An 18,864-nucleotide genomic window follows, 5' to 3' on the forward strand; every position below is an offset into this window, starting at 1 on the left:
ACCGTGGATGCCTCAGGGCTCGACATGCCCCGCACGCTACCCGACCGCCCCCCGCCGAAGCACACGGGTTTCGATCCCGGCCGCACGCAGCTTGCGGGCCAGGAACTCCATCTCGGGCACGGTGCCCGAGTGGTCTCCGGCCAGGACCTCACCCAGCAAGGCTCGGGCTTCGCCCAGCCCGACCCCAAGTGCGGCCCGCAACACGAGCATGACCGCAGAACGGCTCACCGACGGATCCACCTGGAGATACGCCGGCCCCCGCTCGGACAGCAACCGCTCCCGCATGTCGACAGGCAGATCCCCACCACATGAGGCCTCTGCGAACCCGCAGGCCGGGCACCGAGACTCCGTGTCCCAGCTCAAGGAACCGCTCACGAGAACTTGGACTCCGCAGCACTCCAACTGCGCACCGCAGTCAGGGCACCCGCCCGAGTACCTGATGGACTCGAAGACTGTCTGCTCCATCCCCACCCCCTACGAGACCGCATTGTCCCTGCCGGGTGGGCACTCGTCGGCTGTTGTACCGATCGGCAAGCCGCCGCTTCTTCGGATCAGCGCCTGCATGGCAGAAGCCGAATGCGGACAGGGTTAGGGCCAGCGCGGAATCTGTGGGGGAGAGGCCCCAGCCGGAGGAAGGGCGAGCATGGGGGCAGATGAGTGGTCAGCACTGGCCGGAGTGTCTTCAACGATGCTGGCACTGGCAGCGGTGGTTGTTGCCCTGCTCGCGTTCCGGTCCGAACGCCGACGAGCCCGTTTCGAAGGCGCCCGAGCCTTGCATCACGATCTGACCACCGGGGAAGTCGCTGCCGCCCGCAAGATCATCGGAAGCCTTCACTATGGCGATCCGGACTCTGCGTCCAGCGCTGTTGACTGGAGCCATGCTCTGACTTCCTACTTCACTTTGCTCTGGTGCTTTGAGCGGATTGAAGCAGGTCGCACCGCCCTGGTCCGAGGCGTCGTCCACGGTGCGCGGAGAGACGAGGCAGTCGACTACCTTGATGCCCTCGTTGCTTGGCATGTAGCTGAGTATGCGTGTGGCTTTTCCGTCGCACGTCGCAAGCTCGCCGAAGGATTTGGCGAGGAGATCTCTGACGGCCAATCGGCTTTTGGATTCGGCAGACTGCTACTTGCCTTGCAGGGAAGCGGAGCGGTCGATCACGCATATCGCGCAGGACCGTGTCCGGGAACTGAGTGTCCTTGTTCCTGTCACGGTCAGTTGCAGTCCTAGTACTCCAGCCGTAGACCATGATCTTGGTGGGTTTCCAGGTCACGGTCGGGCTGATTTCCCCTCTCGATTGGACCGGCCTGACGCGCTTGCCGTATCAGCTGGACTGGTCGGGGGAGGGATTGCCGACGTTATCCGTGTAGAAGCGGCCCTGTTCACACAGCGCGTCGATCTCGAGGTTGTCTTCCTTGCTCAGTTGCTCATCCAGCGCGACGCTGATGACGTGTCGAACGCGGGCCAACCGTCGCGCCACGTCCCAGTCGTCGATGAACGTTCCGACGGTGTGCTCATCGGCGGTGCCGGACGCCTGGCGGGATCCGAGTCGGTCGAGGGATACCACGAACTCGTTCAGGTCTTGCAGGACTGCGACGGCCTCGGCAAGGGGGATGCGGATCTCCCGGGAGGACATGTCCATCGGCGGAATCAACTCCAGGGTTGGTGCTCCAGCCTGGATGGTGATCTTACTGATCCGGGCTGGTCGGGGAACCATGTTCGAGGTCCTGATGGACCGTATCGCGCGGCGGTTCGCCGTGTGGAACCGCGCCGCCGGGCGAGGGCACTGGTCCTCGGGTTGTTGTCGGACCTGCCGCGCAAGAATTGCTGGACGCTCGCCGAGTACGCGGGGGACGCTTCCCCGGACGGCCTGCAGCATCTGTTGTCGAAGGCCAGGTGAGACTCCGACGCGGTCCGCGACGACATCCGCGAGTTCATCGTCGAGCAGTTGCACCACGAGGATGCGGTGTTGGTCGTCGATGTGCGGCATGCAGCGCCAGTACACCGGTACTGCCGGACGCATCGCGAACAGCCAGGTCGCTGCCTATCTGACAATCGACGGATAAGCGACAGGTACTCACGACGGGCAACCGACCCCGATCACGCCGAAGATCATTTATGGGGCAACCCTTAGGCGGTAGGGGATGTCCGTTAGGGCATCGGAAGCCAGGAGCGGGAGAGGGCGCTTGCTGTTCTCATCGAGATGGGGGACGTGCAGCCCGTACTCCTCGGGTTCTGGGAACTACTTGCTGAGACCGCTCGGCAGGTGATGCTCGATCGGGTTCTGTCCGGTGGTGATGGCACCGGGTTTCGTGGCCGGGTGCGGGTGGGTGGAGGGCCGCCTCTCCTGTCCGGTGGGGGCGGGGGCGATTCGCGTGGGCGGGTGCGGCTTACTGATGGAAAGTAGCGTGGCTGAGGTGCGTGGGTGGCTGGACTACCTCCGTACGCGCGTTGTCGGCTGCGACTCCGTCGCAACGACCTTTCCCCAACTGATGTGAGAAATGGGCCCGGTGGGGTGCTTCGGGTGGGCGGGCAGGGTTGCACGCCGTGTCGCGCCTTCGGCGCACAGGCGCTGGCAACACGAGGGCCGGCTGGGGGGCGCTATTCGGTCCAGGTGTCGGGGGTGTTGGTGTAGGTGTGTCCGGTGGGTGCCGTCCAGTGGGTCTGCCCGGTCGCTTCGTTGCGGACGACGGTCCAGCCGCCTCGGTGTTTGAGGCCGTGGTGGCGTCGGCAGAGCGGGATCAGGTTCTCGGGCACTGACTGGCCGCCTGCGGGTGGGTTGTGGTGATCGAATTCCACGACGTGGTCGAGGTCGGTGCGGTGGGCGGGCATTCGGCAGGTCGGGAACGCGCAGTGGCGGTCGCGGGCTTCGACGTGGCGAGTGGTTTCGGCGGTGGGTTTGTAGGTGGTGGGGTCGGTTTTGACGACCATGCCGGTGGTGGGGTGGGTGATGAGGCGCCGCCACACCGTGCCTTCTGCGAACGCCACGTCGCGGGCTTGTCCGGCGGTGATGGGTCCGTAGCCCTTCAACTCGGCGGGCTCCTCGCTGGCCCCGATCAGCACGTCCAGCGGGACGGTGATCTGAACGACCGCCGCTGAACGACCGCCCACCGACTGCGTGTTGGTGGTGCCGGTGATCAGGTCGAACAAAGCGTCCGCCCGCTTCTGGGAGAGGGTGCGGCCGTCGTCGGCGAAGGTGGCGGCGTGGGCGTCGACGGCCTGTTCCATGAGTGCGGCTTGTTCTGCCGGGATGATCGCTCCGAACATCGCCATGCCGTCCGGCTGCGGGTAGTTGACCGTGGTCCGCTCCAGACGCCGCTGCTCGTGGCGGGCGGCCGCACCCTCGGGGTCGAGGCGGGCGATCGTGCGGTTCAGCATCCGCCGGGTCTCGTGCGCCGCCTGGGTGGGGAGCTTGGCCACCACCGCGTCCTCGACCTTCGCGGTCATCTCATCGTCGAGGACCGCGCACGCATCCACCACCGTCTTGGCCTGGCGCCAGGAGATTTCCCCCTGCGCCAGCAGCTCCAGGGTCTGGGGCAGGCGGTCCATCAGCGCGCGGGCGACCTCCAGGCGGTCGCCCGCACCTGCCCCGCTCAGCTTCAGGGCGCAGGCGACCTGTTCGGCCGCGTAGTCCCAGTCATGCAGCAGGGTGGTCTCGAAGTCCGCACCCACCGGCAACTCGGCACTGGTCTGCGCCTCGATCCCCGCCAGCAACGGCACCTGACAGGCAGCCACCCAGGACGCGCAGCGCTCCAGTACCGCCAACGCATCGATCCGCCCGGCCGCGGACAGCTTCTCCGCGTCCAGGACCGGCAGCAGGTCCATCACATGCGCCGACGGGTCCTGCGTGCGCAGAAAGGCCGCCCACTCGTCCGGTGTCCCCGGTGCTTCCCTTTGTTCTTCCATCCCCCACACCCCCGTGCGTCGGTCACCAACCACCGTCCCCTATACGGTGGTTGATACCCCTATTCTCCCTCACTCTCCGTGATAATGCCAGGTCAATCCCGTGTTTATTTCACAGTCATCAGAACCAGGACGTTGCGACGAAGCCGCAGCCGACCACGCGCGAAGGGACAGTTCGCCAGCCCACCACGCACCCCAACCACGCTAATTTCCATCGGTAAGCCGCACCCGCCCACGCGTATCGCCCCCGCCCCCACCGGACCGTGGAGGCGGCCCTCCACCCACCCGCACCCGGCCACGAAACCCGGTGCCATCACCACCGGCAGAATCCGCCCCGCCCCTCAACCACGCTGTCTGGCTTCCATCGTGACTGCCAGAGCGAACAGCAATTGCCGGTCGATCGCATCCTCGTGCACGGTCAGCTTGTACCAGTCGTCCAGCACCTTGGGCTTCTCGATGCTGAACGCCGTCTTCCCGTCCCGTTCGAAGTCGAAGTGGTACTTCACCAGAGCTCCGGCGATCTCGCCCACCACCCCGGCGAGCCCCAGCAGGCGCCGTCCCCGCGCCGTCTTCACGCTGCGCTCCGTCCCGATGAAACGGCCCAGTCCGGGCTGGTCGAACTGCCATGTCGTGCGGTCCAGGGACTTCTTCATCAGCACACCAAATGAGCCGAGAAGCTGCCCCTCGTGATCGAATGCCTCGTACCCGGTCATCGAGGCGAGCCAGCCCTCGCTGCTTTCGTGCACGCTCACCAGTTTCTCGGTGCGCTGCTCGCCGCGGTAGATCGTCAGCCAAGTGAGACCTTCTGTGCATGGTGGATCGATTCCGGCATATGGGAAATCTAGTCCGCGCCTACCCGGCCCCGACCCGCTGTCGGCCACCTGTCGGGCCCGTGTCGGCGGTGTGTCGGCGTGCGGGAGCACGCTGAGGTCATGACTGAGCTACTGGCCGTCTCAGAGGACGGCACACCCATCACCGCACTCGACGAAGGCACCCGCGAGATCAGTGCAAGTCGCCCTGTTCTGCTGGTCGTTCACCCCGGCGGGAGCGACATCTCCACCTGGGACGCGGTCGCCCGCTCGCTCGCGGCCGACTTCCGTGTCGTCCGCGTCCGGCGGCGTATCTACGTCTCCGGCGCCGACATCGCCCCCGACCATTCCATGGCCGACGAGGCCGCCGACATCCTCGCCGTCGCCCGGCTTCTCGGGCCCCGGCCCGTGTTCCTGGTCGGGCACTCCTCGGGTGCGGTCGCCGCGCTGGAGGCCGCGCGGGCCGAGCCCTCGGCGTTCGGCGGGCTGTTTCTGTACGAACCGCCTCTGCCCACCCGGTCGTTGCTCGCCGGCGTGGCCGGGCTCCGCGCCCGCGCCGCGATCGACGCGGGGGATCCGGTCGAGGCGATGCGGATCCATATGCGCGACGTCGTACGGATGCCCGCGCCCGAGGTCGACGGGATGTTCGCCGACCCGCGCATCGCCGCCGCCTTCGCCGTGCACGCGGCGGCGCAGATCACCGACGACGAGGCGCTCGACGCCCTCGGCGTCGGCATCGACCGCTTCAAGGGCCTCGAACTGCCGGTGACCCTCCTCGAAGGGGACCAGAGCCCGGAACATCTCCGCGAGCGCACCGCCGACCTGGCCGCCGTACTGCCCGACGCGCGCATCGTCACGCTCGTCGGGGAGGGGCACATCGCCCAGCTCACCGCGCCGGACCGGCTGGAGAGTGCGATCCGGGACGCGGTGTGGGAGGTCTGCGGGTGAGTCAGGCTTCCAGGCAGGCGTAGTACGTGCTGCTGTACGCGATGCCGTTCGCGGAGCCGAGCATGCCGGGCTGCATCTTGTTCATGACGTACGTGAACGTGCTGCGCGCATCGACGTCGTTGAGCACCATCGAGCCGCCCCACCCGCCCCAGAAGCAGATCCGGTGGTCGGGCAGGTGCGGGCGGGTCGCCTGCTCGGCGAGTCCGTAGCCGACGCCGAAGCGGACCGGGACGCCGAAGACCAGATCCGGGCCCGCGTACTGCTCCTCGAAGACCAGGTCGACGGTCTCGCGGCCGAGGAGCTTCACGCCGCACGCGGTGCCGTCGTGCGAGAGCGCGGACTGGATCCGGGCGAGGGAGCGGGCGTTGCCGTGGCCGTTGGCCGCCCCTATGTCGGCGCCGCGCCAGCCGTCGGTCCAGCTCGCCGTCGCGTCCAGCGGCGGTCCGGCGAACGTCTTGAAGGTGAGGTGGTCGGGGCCGAGCGCCACGATGTCGAAGTCCTGCGGCGGTGGCGGGATCACGGGGGAGACCCGGTGGTACTGGTCCGCGGGGAGGCCGATGGTGAAGTCCGCGCCCACCGGGCCCGCGATCTCCTCGGCGACGAACTCGCGAAGGGGCTTGCCCGTGATCCGGCGGACGACCTCGCCTATCAGGTGGCCGAAGGTCAGTGCGTGGTACCCGGACGCCGTGCCCGGCTCCCACCACGGTGCCTGCGCGGCGAGGCGGGCGGTCGCGCGGTCCCAGTCGTACAGCTCCTCCATGGCCGCCGGCTGGTCCCAGCCGGAGAGACCGGAGGTGTGCGAGAGGAGGTGCCGTACCTCGATGTCCTGCTTGCCGGCCGCCGCGAACTCCGGCCAGTAGTGGGCCACTTTCTCGTGCACGTCGAGCAGACCGCGGTCGACCAGCATCAGGGCCGCGAGCGAGACCACCGTCTTGGTCGAGGACCAGACGTTGGTGACGGTGTCCTCGGCCCACTCCGTCGTACGGGACTCGTCGGTCCAGCCGCCCCACACATCGAGCACCATCTCGCCCTCGTGCACGGCGGCGAGTGACGCACCGACCTCGTCGCCCGCGTCGATGCGACGGCTCAGTTCGTCTATCAGGGGCTGGAATCGGGGGTGGTACGTGCCGTGGATACGGGTCATGGGGTCCCCTGCCGAGGTGATCACGAGTGAGGAGGTTTCCGCAGGCTAGGCCACCCCGCCGCCGGGAACAATCCCCGGCGGCGGATCCGTACGCACGCCGAGAAGACTCATCTGCACCAGAGCGGGGCGGGTGTCGACATGGCCCGTGGCATCGGCGACCAGGGAGACCATGAGGGTGCGCAGTTCCGCTGCGGGTTCGGACAGGGCATACGTCCGCAGGACGAGTTCCAGCATCACCGCGTCGAACTCCGCTCCGAAATCCCGGTACCGGTCCGGATCGCGTTCCGCCTCGGCCCGGACGATGCGCCACCCGCCGCCCTCGGACGCCCCTGCCGGGGCGAACTCGGCCCGGTAGATCTCGTGCCCCGTCCAGCTCCTCAGCAGACGGACGGTGTCGCCCTCGGAGACCACATGCCATTTGCCTTCCATCGCGCGGCTGACATGTCCGAGCCGCATCGCATCCCGCTCTTCGTCACTCCACACGCATGTGGGAAGGACGGTCAGGGGCGCTGGGCGCACCATGGAATTCCCCATGGGCGAGATCGTAGACGCCGGGGTCCGTGGCGTTCGGCTCGACGGCTGGTGCGGTCGCCTCCGCCGTCGGCCGCGGGGCGACTGCCGTACGCCCCCACGCCGTACCCGCGAGCACCAGCACCGCCCCCGCGAACCCGAGCCACCCCGGCCGGTCCCCGGCGAGCGCGATGCCGACGACCGCGGCCCACACCGGCTCCGTGCCGAGCAGCAGGCTGACGCGCGAGGGGGACGTCCTGCGGACCGCCCACATCTGTACGAAGAACGCGAAAAGTGTGCAGAACGCCGACAGATAGACCAGCCCCAGCCAGTCCCCGGCCCCGAAGCCCGCGGCTGCCGCCCACGGCGTGCCCCCGGTGCCCGGCGCCGCCGAAAGCAGCGCGAACACCACGACGGCGCTGGCCAGTTGGACCGTGGTCATCGACAGTGCGTCCGCGTCCTGCACCGACTTCATGCGCGACATCGCGAGGACGTGGACGGTACGGACGACGGCCGCACCCAGCATCAGCAGATCGCCGAGCGACGGCTCGGAGAACCCGGCGCCCTGCGTCAGGAGCAGCACCCCGAGCACCGAGAGCCCGGCGGCCGCGACGAACGACCCCGACAGCTTCGTCCCGCGCAGACGGCTCTCGGCGATCGGCGTGAAGATCATGGTGAGGCTGATGATGAGCCCGGCGTTGGTCGCGGAGGTGTGCACGACGCCGTACGTCTCGAGGATGAAAACCCCGGCGAGTATCAGCCCGAGGACGCCGGCCCCGCGTATCTGCGCACCGCTCAGCGCGAGCAGCTTGCGCCGGCCGACGACGAACAGCACGGGCAGCACCACGGCGAACCGCAGGACGAGCACCGCGAGCACCGTCTGGGTCGTGGTGACGCCCTTGGCGGCGAGGTAGCTGGAGCCCCACACCACTGCGACCAGCAGCACGGGCAGATCGGTCAGCCAGGCACGGCGGGCCGCGGGGACGCTCATCGGGGGCTCCTCAGCAAGGGCTCGGCAGGGTGGGGCGGAGTGGGGCGGAGTGGGCGACCGCAGGTCAGCGGGCTGGGACAGCGTAATCGGCGTCAGTCGGGCGCCCTCGAACTTGCCGGAGCGGCAACAGAAATCGCGGGTGCGGCAGGGTTCGCCGGATGATCGTCGCAGGACACGGAGCGAACACCGAGCGACCCGACCCGGAGGACCCATGCCGCAGACGCCCACGCCGCAGCCCGCACCCCTCACCCACCGCCTGGTCCCCGCACCGGCGGGCCGCATCCACCTCGTGGAGCAGGGCACGGGCCCACTCGTCCTCCTCGTCCACGGCTTCCCGGAGTCCTGGTACTCCTGGCGCCGCCAGCTCCCGGTGCTCGCCGCGGCGGGCTACCGCGCGGTCGCGGTCGACGTACGCGGCTACGGTCGCTCCTCCCGGCCGGACGGGGCCGCCGCGTACCGGATGCTCGACCTGGTCGAGGACGCCGTCGCCGTCGTGCGCGCGCTCGGCGAGGAGACGGCGGTGGTCGTCGGCCACGACTGGGGTTCGACCATCGCCGCGCACTGCGCGCTGGTGCGCCCCGACGTCTTCCGCGCGGTCGGCCTCCTGAGCGTCCCGTACGCACCGCCGGGCGGCCCGCGCCCGAGCGAGGTGTTCGCGGGGATGGGCGGGGACGAGGAGTTCTACGTCGCGTACTTCCAGGAGCCGGGCCGCGCCGAGGCGGAGATCGAGCCCGACGTACGGGGCTGGCTGGCCGGGTTCTACGCGGCGTTCTCCGCGGACACGATGCCGGGCCCGGACGCCCCGGACCCGCACTTCGTGACCCGGGGCGGGCGCCTGCGGGACAGGTTCCCGGCCGGACCGCCGCTGCCCGCCTGGCTGGACGAGGCCGAACTCGACGTCTACGCGGCCGAGTTCGAGCGGACGGGGCTGACCGGCGCGCTCAACCGCTACCGGAACATGGACCGCGACTGGGAGGACCTGGCGGAGTTCCGGGGCGCACCGATCACCCAGCCGTCCCTGTTCGTGGGCGGTACGCGGGACGCCTCGACGATGTGGTTGGCGGACGCGATCAAGGCGTACGACACGACGCTGCCGGGGCTGCGTGGGTCGCATCTGATCGAGGGGTGCGGGCACTGGATCCAGCAGGAACGGCCGGACACCGTCAATGAGTTGCTCATGGACTGGCTCGGATCGCTCTGACGGTACTCGCGATACATCCGATCTGGTCGATCCCAACGCGCAGTATTGACACCTGTGTTCCGCGCGAGCAGGCTTCCCACGCCTCATACATCGGATGTGTCCAAGGAGTTGGGTATGCCGCGTGGATCGCTGAGACGTCGTACGGTCACGGGCGGTGTGCTCCTTGCCGCCGCCCTGACGTCCCTTCCCGGCGGGCAGGCGCTGGCGAGTCCCACCGGGAGTGACGCCAGGAGTCATGCCGCCGCGGTGAACATCTACGTGGCCGTCGACGGGCGCGACTCCAACTCAGGGCGGTCCCAGGCCCGCCCGTTCCTCACCCCCGCCCGCGCCCAGACGGCCGCACGCGCCGCCTCCGCGGGCGGGCAGGCCGTCCATGTGTGGTTCGCGGGCGGTACGTACCACCTCGCCAGGACCCTCGACTTCACCTCCGCCGACTCCGGTTCGGCCGGCGCCCCCGTCACCTACTCCGCCGCCCCGGGGGCGAACGTCGTGTTCAGCGGCGGGCGGCAGGTGCGGGCCGCCTGGTCGACGTACGCAGGGGACATCCAGGTCGCCGACATCGGCGCCGGACACAGCATCGACGGGCTCTTCCTCGGCGGGTCGCAGCAGACCCTCGCCCGCTATCCCAACGCCGACCCGAACGCCGCCGTACTCAACGGGACGACCACCCTCGCGACCCTGAACGAACGGGCCAAGGGGTGGCGGGACCCCGCCACCGGGGACCTCCGCGCCCTGCACTCCGGGCACTGGGGCGGCAACGACTACAAGATCACCGGGCTCGCTCCGGGCGGTCTGCAGACCCAGTGGGTCGGCGACAACAACCGCGGCAGCGCCATGGACACCGGCAAGGTCGTCGCGGAGAACATCTTCGAGGAGCTGGACGCACCCGGCGAGTGGTTCTACGACAAGGCCGCGGGCAAGCTCTACTTCCAGCCGCCCGCCGGCACCGGCGACCTCGACAAGGCGGTCGTCGAGACCGCCGAACTCGACGAACTCGTCCACATCCAGGGCGCGTCCGCCACCCGCCCCGTCCACGACCTCACCTTCGACGGCCTCACCTTCACCCAGACCCACCGGACCCTCTTCGACACCCCGTACGAGCCCCTCCAGCTCGGCGACTGGGCCGTCGCCCGCGCCGGTGCCGTCCACGCGAAGAACGCCGAGCGCATCACCGTCTCGGACTCCTCCTTCGTGCAGGTCGGAGGCAACGGCGTCTTCCTCGACGGGTACAACAAGGGCGACGTGATCACTCGTAACCGCTTCACCGGATCCGGCGCCAGCGACGTCCAGGTCGTCGGCTCGCGCGACGCGGTGCGCGACCCCTCCACCTGGGGCGCCATGGTCAACCCGCCCACCGACCTGACCCCAGGTCCGAAGACGCAGGACTATCCGCGCTCCATCACGGTCAGCTACAACTCCATGGCCGACATGGGCCGCTTCGAGAAGCAGAGCGCCGGCGTCAACATCTCCATGAGCAGCCGGGTGACGGTCTCCCACAACACCGTGCACGGCAGCCCGCGTTCCTGCGTGAACATCAACGACGGCACCTGGGGCGGCCATCGCGTCGAGTACAACGACATCTTCGACTGCGTGAAGGAGACCTCCGACCACGGGCCGATCAACGCCTGGGGCCGTGACCGCTTCTGGCCGATCGCCGGGCCCAACATCAACCCGAGCGCCGCCTCCGACGCGCTGCAGAAGTCGTACGCGAAGCTGGACGTGGTCGAGCCCAACACCATCAGCAACAACCGCATCTGGCACAACAGCGAGTGGGCCATCGACCTCGACGACGGCTCCGGCAACTACATCGTGAAGAGCAACCTGCTGCTCAACTCCGGCATCAAGCTGCGTGACGGCTTCGAGCGGACCGTCAGCAACAACATCCTGGTCGGCGGCAGCATCTACGAACAGATCACCCACCGCGACTCCGGCGACGCGATCCACCACAACATCGTCCTCACCGACCAGCCCTACCAGCTCAACACCAGCGACCCGGCCACCGCCAAGTACACGGCCGACGACAACGTCTTCTGGAACAACGGCAAGCCCGTCACCGGTCTCGGGGGCACCTGGTCGGCCAACGGCCTGGACACCCACTCCGCCACCGCGGACCCGCTCTTCGCCCACGGCTCGCCCTGGACCGACCCCGCGATGAAGGACTACACGGTCGCCGCCGGCTCGCCCGCCCTGGCCCACGGGTTCACCAACATCCCCATGGACGCCTTCGGTACGGGACGCCCCGGCGAGCCCGTCCCGCCGGCCGTCATCTGGCCGACCGCGCCCACCGTGCCGACCGTGAAGTCGCAGGCCGAGCCGTTCCTCGGCGCCACCGCCAAGGAGATCTACGACAACGCGGTCCAGTCCGCGGTCGGGCTGGGCGACTTCAACGGGCTCTACCTGGAGTCCGTACCCGCCACCTCGTACGCCTACGGCCAGGGCCTGCGCACCCTCGACGTGATCCGCACGGTCAACGGCACCCCCGTCACCGACCGCGACAGCTTCTGGACCGTCTACAACAAGCTCGCCCCCGGCTCCACGGTCACCGCCGGCATCTGGCGCGGCCAGGCGGCATCCACCCTCACCCTCACCAAGCCGACCGGCGCGCAGAAGCTCAACAACACCGCGGGCGTCGTCTACACCGGCAGCGACTGGGGCTGGCGCGGGACGGCCACCGGCGGGGCCGGCTCGTACATGGACGACATCGTCGCCACCACGCACATCGGCGACTCCTTCTCCTTCACCTTCAACGGCACGGGCGTCGACTTCAGCACCGAGAAGTACAGCGACGAGGGCCTGATCGACATCTACGTCGACGGGACCCTGCGCCAGACCGTCGACGCCACGAGTGCCACGCGCGCGTACGACCAGACCGTGTTCAGCACGGACGGACTCGCCCCGGGCGAGCACACGGTCAAGGGCGTGATGAAGAGCGGGAGTTACCTCATCGTGGACGCGTTCACGGTACGGGGCTGACCGCACCCCGCGCCGGGACGCACAAGGGCCCGTACCTCCGCCGGGAGGTACGGGCCCCGAACCGCTCCGGCCGCACGGGCCGTCGCGGTGGATCAGGCGTCGGCGCCGGCCTTCCGGCGGCGTACGACGAAGACCGCGCCCGCGCCCAGGGCCGCGGCCGCGCCGCCCGCGAGGGCGATCTGCGGGAGGGCCGAGGGGGAGCCGGTCTTGGCGAGGCTGCCGTCGGCGGCGGAGTCCGCGCCCGAAGTGTCCTTCACCTGACCGGAGTTGCCGCCCTGCGGCTTGTCGCCCGGGAGGGACGGGTGGCTGTCGTTCGGCTCGGCGTCGTCGACCTTGCCGGGCTTGCTGCCCGCGGGCAGGATCTCGAACTCGTACTCGCTGCCGGTGTCGCCGCCGCAGGTGCCGTCCTCATTGGCGTACGCACCGGTGACGAAGGCCATCCCGCCGCCGGACTTGACCTTGGCGTCGATCTTCACGCGCAGCTTGACGTCGAGGTGGGCACCCGCCTTGAGGGCGCCGTGCTCGCCGGCGAGGTGGTCGCCGCCGACGGTCTTCCAGGAGGCCGACGCGGTGTCGTACCACTGGAGCGTGACGAGCTTGTCGTAGTCGACGGTGCCGGTGTCGTCCATCGCGTGGAACATGGCGAACGGGAGGACCGCGTCCACGGTCTTGGCGGTGCCGTTGGTGACGCGCAGGGAGAAGCCCACCCACTGACCGGCGACGATCTTCGACGGCAGGCCCTTGGCCACGGCGCCGAACTTCGGGGCCACCACGCAGTCCGGGTCCTCGGCGGCCTTGGCGTCGGCGAGGGCCTTGTCGGCGGCGTTCTTCGTGTCCAGGGCGTCCCGCACGGCCTTCTGGAGGAGGGCGAGCACCTTGGAGTGGGCGACGAGGTCGTCGTCGTTCGCGTCGCCGGCCTTCCGGTACTCCTCGTCGGCCTTCGTCTTGGCGTCCGCGGCGGCCGTGACGGCCGTTGCCGCGTCGGCTATCGCCTGCTTGGCTGCGGCCTTCTCCTCCTCGGTGGCGGTGTCGGGGAGGTTGATGAGCGCGTCCCTGGCGTCGGCGAGCGCCTGCTCGGCGATGACCTGCGCGTCGGCTGCCGCAGTGGCCGCCTTCTTCGTCTCGTCGACCTTGATCGTGAGCTCGTTGGGCGTCTCGGTGTACTTCTTGAAGGCCTCCTGCCCGGCCTTCTCGGCTATGACGGCGTCGTCATAGGCCTTCTGCGCGTCGGCCGCGGCCTTCTCCAGCTCGGCGATCGTGGGCTTGCTCTGGGCCTGTGCCTGCGCGGCGGGCCTGGCGGTGGCGGCGAACGCCGGGGCCGTGACCGAGAGAAGGGCGACGGGGGCGACCACGGCGGCCACGACCGCCGTTGCGAGAGTGCGACGGATCTTCAAGGGAGCCTTTTCCTCGGTGGGACGGAGAGGGCTCGATGCTAGATGCAGGTAAAGCACGGGTAAATGGAGTTCCTGTGCACGGCAATGCGAGGGCGAGGCGCGAGGTGGGTGACAAACCGCATCAGAGCGGGACAGTTGTGCTCACGGTAGGGGTTTCCTGTGTGGGGCTTGTCATGACGCCGGGGCACGAGAAGAGGGCGGCCGCCCCCCGGGGCCGCCCTCCTGGGCGCTCTACCGGTACACGTGCTCCGGCGGTGCGACCGTGTCGCAGGTCAGCTTCTGGTTCGTGGGCACCAGGCGCTCCACGGACCCGGGATTCATGTGTACGGCGGCCAGTTGGGCCGCGTCGAGGTAGCCGATGAACAACTGCGTGTTCGCCGGCATGTTCTCCGGCTTGAAGACGAAGGTGACCCGCCCGTCGTCCTCCCGTACGCCCTCCATCACCCGGTCCACCCCGGCGCCCTGGCCCGACTCGCTGAGCTTCCCGTCGTCGTTCGGCCCCTTGCAGAAGACCCCGGTCTTCATCAGGACGGGGAATCCGGCCCTGCGCAGGGCCGCCTGCAGCCCCGCGTGGTCGCTGAAGTACCGCTGCTTGTCGAAGGTGGCGTGGACCGACCCGTCCGGCTGGGTGTCCACGGTGTACGCGGCCGTGTGGATGTGCACGCCCGCGCCCGACGTCGCATAGGACGGTGGCGCGGTCGACGGGTTGGCGAGGGTCGAGACCCCTACCGCGAGCCCGGACGCCAGCGCGACCGCGGCCACGCCCGTGACCTTGCGCAGCCGCCGGCGCGAGCGCCCCTTGGCGACGATCTCCTCGACGGGAGTGGCGAGATGCACGTCGTCGAGCGAGCCCCTCAGCGCGTCGAAGAGCTGGTCGGTGTCGGTGTCGTTCATGACAGGTCCTCCTGTTGCCTCTGCTGGTGCGGTACGGATACGAGTTCGCCGCGCAGCGCCGCAACAGCCCGCGACAGATGGGCGGTTACGGTCCCGGGCGCGATCCCCAGGGCCTTGGCCGTGCCCGCCGTGTCCAGGTCCAGGAAGACCCGGAAGGCGACCACCTCCCGCTGCCTCTGCGGCAGTCGGCGCAACGCGGTCAGCAGCGCCGGGTCGAGGGCGGCATCGGTGGCGTCGGGTCCGCAGACCTCGTGGCCGTCGGCCAGCGTCACCTCCCGGCGCCTGCGCCGCCACCACGTGACGCGGGTGTTGAGCGCGGTCCGTACGACCCACGCCCTCGGTGACGGATGCCGGCTCACCTTCGCCCACCCCGTCCACGCACGGGTGAAGGCCTCGGCCACCAGATCCTCGGCCAGCTGCCGGTCACCCACGCTCGCCAGGACGGCCCGCAGGCAGGCGTCCCGGTCGGCCCGGTAGAACTCCTTGAAATCCAGCTGCTTCACACCCCTGTTACGCCTGGCGGCACCGATCCGCTTACACGAAGCCGTACTCTCTTCGTTCTCCGGGACCTCGTCCTCCTTCACGTCCCCAGTGGACGAGGCCCCGGGGTCCCGGACAAGAGAGGTGTCACACTTCGGCCCCTGCTTCCGCTCTCAGTGGGCAAGAGGGACCGCTAGCAGGAGGCACGCACCCATGACCGACAGCCCGCAGCCCGCTCCCACGGAGGTCTTCGTCGGCCACCGGGAGCTGCTCTTCTCCGTCGTCTACAACATGCTCGGCTCCGTGGCCGACACCGACGACGTCCTGCAGGAGACCTGGCTGGCCTGGACCGGCCGCAACTCGTCCCCGGACGCGGAGCCGATCGAGAGCCCGCGCGCCTACCTGGTGCGGATCGCCGTGAACAAGGCGCTGGCCAGGAAGGACCTGATCAGCCGCCGCCGCGAGACCTACTTCGGCCCGTGGCTCCCCGAGCCCCTCGTCACCGCCGACGACGCGACGGACGCCGACCGCAGCGACTCCGTGTCGATGGCCCTGATGGTGGTCCTGGAGACGCTGACACCGCTGGAGCGGACCGTCTTCGTCCTCCACGAGGTGTTCGGGTACGCACACACGGAGACCGCGCAGATCCTGGGCCGTTCGCCCTCCGCCGTACGCCAACTCGCCCACCGCGCAAGGGAACACGTACAGGCGCGGCGTCCGCGCTACCGCCCCGACCCGCAGATCTGGCAGCAGGTCACCGAGCGCTTCATGGCCGCCAACGCGGGCGGCGACCTGGAGGCGCTCCTGGAGATCCTCGCCGAGGACGTCACCCTGTGGGCCGACGGCGGCGGCAAGGCCCCGGCGGCGGGACGGCGACCTGTGCACGGCCGCGAGAAGGTGGCCCGGCTGCTGGCGGCCCGGTCCGGGCGCGGGGTGCCGGACGCGCGGATCCAGTACCGACGGGTCAACGGGGACCCGTCGGCACTGCTCTTCAGCGGGGACGCGCTCTTCGCCGTACTCGTCCTGGAGCTGGCGCCGGAGACCGACGAGGTGCGGAGCATCTACATCGTGACCAACCCGGAGAAGCTCGCCGGCGTCAGCTGACCGCGATCCCTAGCCGCCGTACGGCCGGGTGATGACTTCCATGGCGTGGCCCGCGGGGTCGATGAAGTAGACCCCGCGGCCCCCGTCGTTGTGGTTGATCTCGCGGGGGTGCTTCATGTGCGGGTCGGCGAACCAGTCGGCGCCCGTCGCCTTCATCCGGTCGAAGATCCCGTCGAACTCCTCCTCGGGCACGAGGAAGGCGTAGTGCTGCACGGTGATCGAATCGGCAGGGATGGCGGCGAAGTCGAGAGTGACGCCGTTCCCGGTGGTGACGGGGATGAACGGCCCCCATTCCTCGCCCACTTCGAGGCCGAGGATGCCCGCCAGGAACTCGGCGGACGCCCGGTTGTCACGGGCGTGAATGATGGTGTGGTTGAGCTGAACGGATACAGACACGGTGGTATGCCTCCAGAGGCATGCCCGGCACCTCCATGCTCCGCCCAGGCGGCGGCCGGCACGCGATGCTGTCGTAGATCGTACGGGAGTCTCAGCGATCGAGGTAGGCCAGCACGGCCAGCACCCGCCGGTTGTCGCTCTCGCCCGCCAGCAGCCCCAGCTTGGTGAAGATGTTGCCGATGTGCTTGGCGACGGCCTTCTCCGTGACGAAGAGCCCCTCCGCGATCCCGGCGTTGGACCGCCCCTGCGCCAGCCACTCCAGGACCTCGCGCTCGCGTGGGGTGAGCGCCGCGATTCGCTCGTCGCGGTCCCTGCGGACCATCAGCTGCGCGACGACCTGCGGGTCCATCGCGGTCCCGCCCTCCGCGACCCGGCGGACGGTGTCCATGAACATCGTGCCGTCGGTGACCCGGTCCTTGAGCATGTACCCGACCGCACCCCCGCCCCCGGCGAGCAACTCCCGTGCGTACAGCGGCTCCACGTACTGCGACAGCAGCAGTACGGGCAGACCCGGCACCCTGCGCCGCGCCTCCACGGCCGCCCGCAGCCCCTCGTCGCTGAAGCCCGGCGGCAGCCGTACGTCGACGATGCCGATGTCCGGGCGGGGGTCGGCGGTGAGGGCGGACAGGAGGTCCTCGCCGTTGTCGACGGCGGCGGCGACCTCATGGCCGTACGCCTTCAGCAGCCGGATCAGGCCGTCCCTCAGGAGGAAGTGGTCTTCGGCGAGGACAATTCGCACGGCAGCTCCATCGTCACCAGGGTGGGCCCGCCCGGCGGGCTGCTCACGGCCAGTACGCCGTCGAAGGTGGCGAGCCTGCGCTCGATGCCGCGCAGGCCGGTGCCACGAGCCGGGTCCGCGCCGCCGTGGCCGTCGTCGGTCACGGTGATGCGCAGGGCGCGGCGGTCATGATCGTAACCGACCTCGATCCAGGCGCGGTCGGCCCGCGCGTGCTTGGTGGCGTTGGTCAGCACCTCGGAGACGGCGAAGTAGGCGGCGGACTCCACGGGCAGATCGGGGCGGCCCGGCAGGCCGGCGACGACCTCGGTGGTGAGCGGGCTGCCGAGCGCCAACGCCCTTACGGCGTCGACGAGTCCGCGGTCGGCGAGGACCGGCGGATGGATGCCGCGGACGAGGTCGCGCAACTCCTGGAGGGCCTTGACCGAGGACTCCCTGGCCTCGACGAGCAGCTCCCGTACGGCTTCGGGGTCGGTCGCAAGACGGTGTTCGGCGGCGTTGAGCGTCATCCCCATCGCGACCAGCCGCGCCTGCGCCCCGTCGTGCAGATCGCGCTCGATACGGCGGATCTCGGCCATCTGGTTGCCGACGGCGTCGGAGCGGGTCTCGGCGAGGTGTTTTACGCGGGCGTTCAGCAGCTCCTTCGCGCTGGGCGTCAGCACGCGCCGGGTCCAACGGGCGTGCTGGCGCACGACTTTGGGGGCGGACCACAGGGCGAGCGGGAACTGGACGAGCCCGAGGAAGCCGGCCAGGGCCGCCGTCTTCCACCCCATGACGGGGAAGAACAGATACCAGGCGTTGTTCCAGGACCCCTGGGTGAGCTGGGTTCCGTACGCGGCGAGAAAGATCCCCCAGGCCCCGCTGAGCAGCAGCGCGGCCGGTACGAAGGCGAGCGGCCCGCCGACCAGCGGCTCGTGCAGCGCCCAGAGCCGCTCGCGGCGGGTCTGCGGGTCGCTGAACAGCCACCGGTAACGGGCGACCAGTCCGCGGGCGCCGGGCGGCGCGGGTGGCAGCGGTCCGTACGGTCCCGGTATCTCGACCCCCGACCAGGCGGCGGCCAACTCGCGTTGTCTGTCCGCCTGTTGGCGGACGCCGGCCATCGCGGCCGGGACGAGACCGAGGCCCGGACCGATCAGCCACACCGCCGAGGAGACAGCAAGGGAACGGAGGGAGACGACCGTCGCAAGGCCGCACAGGGTGAGGGAGCGGCGAAGGGCCACGAGCCCGCCGCGGAAGGTGAACTTCCCGCTGTCTGCTGCTTGTTCGTTTTCAGCCACGGCGTCATTATGTGGTGACAGGTGGTGCCGCGTCGGTGGAGAAAACTCCCCTTTCGCAGGAGCGGACCGACGCCTAGCAGATCTCCACGGCCGCGCGCCCGGAGAT

General features: G+C 69.5%; 18 protein-coding genes and 1 pseudogene. 5 read left to right on the top strand and 14 right to left on the bottom strand.

The genetic code is table 11. From position 1 onward, the window contains the following. Positions 1-36: 36 nt before the first annotated feature. The 3 genes from OG707_RS25475 to OG707_RS25485 form a co-directional block, all read right to left on the bottom strand. Positions 37-228: a hypothetical protein gene (locus tag OG707_RS25475; RefSeq protein WP_329122142.1), complete on the bottom strand. Its 192-nt coding sequence runs from the start codon at positions 226-228 to the stop codon at positions 37-39. Positions 229-682: 454 nt separating this feature from the next. Then, positions 683-1,018: a hypothetical protein gene (locus tag OG707_RS25480; RefSeq protein WP_329122144.1), complete on the bottom strand. Its 336-nt coding sequence runs from the start codon at positions 1,016-1,018 to the stop codon at positions 683-685. Between the two features lie 304 nt (positions 1,019-1,322). Further along, positions 1,323-1,715, bottom strand: coding sequence for a hypothetical protein (locus OG707_RS25485; RefSeq protein ID WP_329122146.1), 393 nt, complete (start codon positions 1,713-1,715; stop codon positions 1,323-1,325). 13 nt (positions 1,716-1,728) lie between these two features. Between OG707_RS25485 and OG707_RS25490 the strand changes: the two are divergent. Continuing rightward, a pseudogene (locus tag OG707_RS25490) lies at positions 1,729-2,061 on the top strand (transposase); the annotation flags it as partial. A 538-nt stretch (positions 2,062-2,599) separates the two neighbouring features. Here OG707_RS25490 and OG707_RS25495 read toward each other — a convergent pair. Then, entirely contained in the window at positions 2,600-3,904 is a 1,305-nt protein-coding gene (locus tag OG707_RS25495; RefSeq protein WP_329122148.1) for an HNH endonuclease signature motif containing protein, read from the bottom strand. Between the two features lie 338 nt (positions 3,905-4,242). Next, a complete protein-coding gene (locus tag OG707_RS25500) occupies positions 4,243-4,647 on the bottom strand; it encodes a hypothetical protein (protein ID WP_329122149.1) in 405 nt (134 codons plus the stop codon). Positions 4,648-4,833: 186 nt separating this feature from the next. Here OG707_RS25500 and OG707_RS25505 point away from each other — a divergent pair, with 186 nt between their 5' ends. Continuing rightward, positions 4,834-5,658, top strand: coding sequence for an alpha/beta fold hydrolase (locus tag OG707_RS25505; RefSeq protein ID WP_329122150.1), 825 nt, complete (start codon positions 4,834-4,836; stop codon positions 5,656-5,658). A gap of 1 nt (position 5,659) precedes the next feature. Here OG707_RS25505 and OG707_RS25510 read toward each other — a convergent pair whose 3' ends face one another. From OG707_RS25510 to OG707_RS25520, 3 genes are read right to left on the bottom strand one after another with little or no spacing between them, the layout of a single operon-like run. After that, on the bottom strand, positions 5,660-6,802 hold the full coding sequence (locus OG707_RS25510) for a serine hydrolase domain-containing protein (RefSeq protein WP_329122152.1): 1,143 nt from the start codon (positions 6,800-6,802) through the stop codon (positions 5,660-5,662). 45 nt (positions 6,803-6,847) lie between these two features. Further along, positions 6,848-7,258: a hypothetical protein gene (locus tag OG707_RS25515; protein ID WP_329122154.1), complete on the bottom strand. Its 411-nt coding sequence runs from the start codon at positions 7,256-7,258 to the stop codon at positions 6,848-6,850. Between the two features lie 16 nt (positions 7,259-7,274). After that, on the bottom strand, positions 7,275-8,303 hold the full coding sequence (locus OG707_RS25520; protein WP_329122156.1) for a DMT family transporter: 1,029 nt from the start codon (positions 8,301-8,303) through the stop codon (positions 7,275-7,277). Between the two features lie 211 nt (positions 8,304-8,514). On the opposite strand from OG707_RS25520, the gene OG707_RS25525 reads away from it, so the two are divergent. Both OG707_RS25525 and OG707_RS25530 read left to right on the top strand, forming a co-directional pair. Beyond that, a complete protein-coding gene (locus tag OG707_RS25525) occupies positions 8,515-9,504 on the top strand; it encodes an alpha/beta fold hydrolase (protein ID WP_329122157.1) in 990 nt (329 codons plus the stop codon). Positions 9,505-9,618: 114 nt separating this feature from the next. After that, a complete protein-coding gene (locus OG707_RS25530; RefSeq protein WP_329122159.1) occupies positions 9,619-12,477 on the top strand; it encodes a PDZ domain-containing protein in 2,859 nt (952 codons plus the stop codon). A gap of 92 nt (positions 12,478-12,569) precedes the next feature. Here OG707_RS25530 and OG707_RS25535 read toward each other — a convergent pair whose 3' ends face one another. The 3 genes from OG707_RS25535 to OG707_RS25545 all read right to left on the bottom strand — a co-directional run bounded on the left by OG707_RS25535 (position 12,570) and on the right by OG707_RS25545 (position 15,268). After that, positions 12,570-13,871, bottom strand: coding sequence for an LPXTG cell wall anchor domain-containing protein (locus OG707_RS25535; protein WP_329122161.1), 1,302 nt, complete (start codon positions 13,869-13,871; stop codon positions 12,570-12,572). A 231-nt stretch (positions 13,872-14,102) separates the two neighbouring features. Next, positions 14,103-14,765, bottom strand: a complete 663-nt coding sequence (locus OG707_RS25540; RefSeq protein WP_329122163.1) for a hypothetical protein — start codon at positions 14,763-14,765, stop codon at positions 14,103-14,105. Beyond that, complete coding sequence (locus OG707_RS25545) at positions 14,762-15,268, bottom strand: sigma-70 family RNA polymerase sigma factor (protein WP_329122164.1); 507 nt, start codon at positions 15,266-15,268, stop codon at positions 14,762-14,764. The genes OG707_RS25540 and OG707_RS25545 overlap by 4 nt, the downstream gene beginning before the upstream one ends. 190 nt (positions 15,269-15,458) lie before the next feature. Here OG707_RS25545 and sigJ point away from each other — a divergent pair, with 190 nt between their 5' ends. Continuing rightward, positions 15,459-16,349 carry an RNA polymerase sigma factor SigJ gene (sigJ, locus tag OG707_RS25550; RefSeq protein WP_329122167.1) on the top strand — a complete coding sequence of 297 codons (891 nt, stop codon included), beginning with the start codon at positions 15,459-15,461 and terminating at the stop codon, positions 16,347-16,349. Between the two features lie 9 nt (positions 16,350-16,358). Here the strand turns inward: sigJ and OG707_RS25555 are convergent, their stop codons facing one another. The 3 genes from OG707_RS25555 to OG707_RS25565 all read right to left on the bottom strand — a co-directional run bounded on the left by OG707_RS25555 (position 16,359) and on the right by OG707_RS25565 (position 18,758). Beyond that, entirely contained in the window at positions 16,359-16,745 is a 387-nt protein-coding gene (locus tag OG707_RS25555) for a VOC family protein (protein ID WP_329122170.1), read from the bottom strand. 91 nt (positions 16,746-16,836) lie between these two features. Continuing rightward, positions 16,837-17,484 (bottom strand): response regulator transcription factor, encoded by a 648-nt coding sequence (locus OG707_RS25560; RefSeq protein ID WP_329122172.1) that lies wholly within the window; start codon positions 17,482-17,484, stop codon positions 16,837-16,839. Then, positions 17,448-18,758 (bottom strand): sensor histidine kinase, encoded by a 1,311-nt coding sequence (locus OG707_RS25565; protein WP_329122174.1) that lies wholly within the window; start codon positions 18,756-18,758, stop codon positions 17,448-17,450. Before OG707_RS25565 ends, OG707_RS25560 begins: the two co-directional genes overlap by 37 nt. Positions 18,759-18,864 lie beyond the last annotated feature (106 nt).

This window comes from Streptomyces sp. NBC_01465 (assembly GCF_036227325.1).
Taxonomy (GTDB): domain Bacteria; phylum Actinomycetota; class Actinomycetes; order Streptomycetales; family Streptomycetaceae; genus Streptomyces.

Coding starts and splice junctions, on each gene's coding strand:
- OG707_RS25480 (WP_329122144.1), bottom strand. CDS start 1,018: ATGCCAAGCAACGAGGGCATCAAGGTAGTCGACTGCCTCGTCTCTCCG.
- OG707_RS25485 (WP_329122146.1), bottom strand. CDS start 1,715: ATGGTTCCCCGACCAGCCCGGATCAGTAAGATCACCATCCAGGCTGGA.
- OG707_RS25495 (WP_329122148.1), bottom strand. CDS start 3,904: ATGGAAGAACAAAGGGAAGCACCGGGGACACCGGACGAGTGGGCGGCC.
- OG707_RS25505 (WP_329122150.1), top strand. CDS start 4,834: ATGACTGAGCTACTGGCCGTCTCAGAGGACGGCACACCCATCACCGCA.
- OG707_RS25510 (WP_329122152.1), bottom strand. CDS start 6,802: ATGACCCGTATCCACGGCACGTACCACCCCCGATTCCAGCCCCTGATA.
- OG707_RS25515 (WP_329122154.1), bottom strand. CDS start 7,258: ATGCGGCTCGGACATGTCAGCCGCGCGATGGAAGGCAAATGGCATGTG.
- OG707_RS25520 (WP_329122156.1), bottom strand. CDS start 8,303: ATGAGCGTCCCCGCGGCCCGCCGTGCCTGGCTGACCGATCTGCCCGTG.
- OG707_RS25525 (WP_329122157.1), top strand. CDS start 8,515: ATGCCGCAGACGCCCACGCCGCAGCCCGCACCCCTCACCCACCGCCTG.
- OG707_RS25530 (WP_329122159.1), top strand. CDS start 9,619: ATGCCGCGTGGATCGCTGAGACGTCGTACGGTCACGGGCGGTGTGCTC.
- OG707_RS25540 (WP_329122163.1), bottom strand. CDS start 14,765: ATGAACGACACCGACACCGACCAGCTCTTCGACGCGCTGAGGGGCTCG.
- sigJ (WP_329122167.1), top strand. CDS start 15,459: ATGACCGACAGCCCGCAGCCCGCTCCCACGGAGGTCTTCGTCGGCCAC.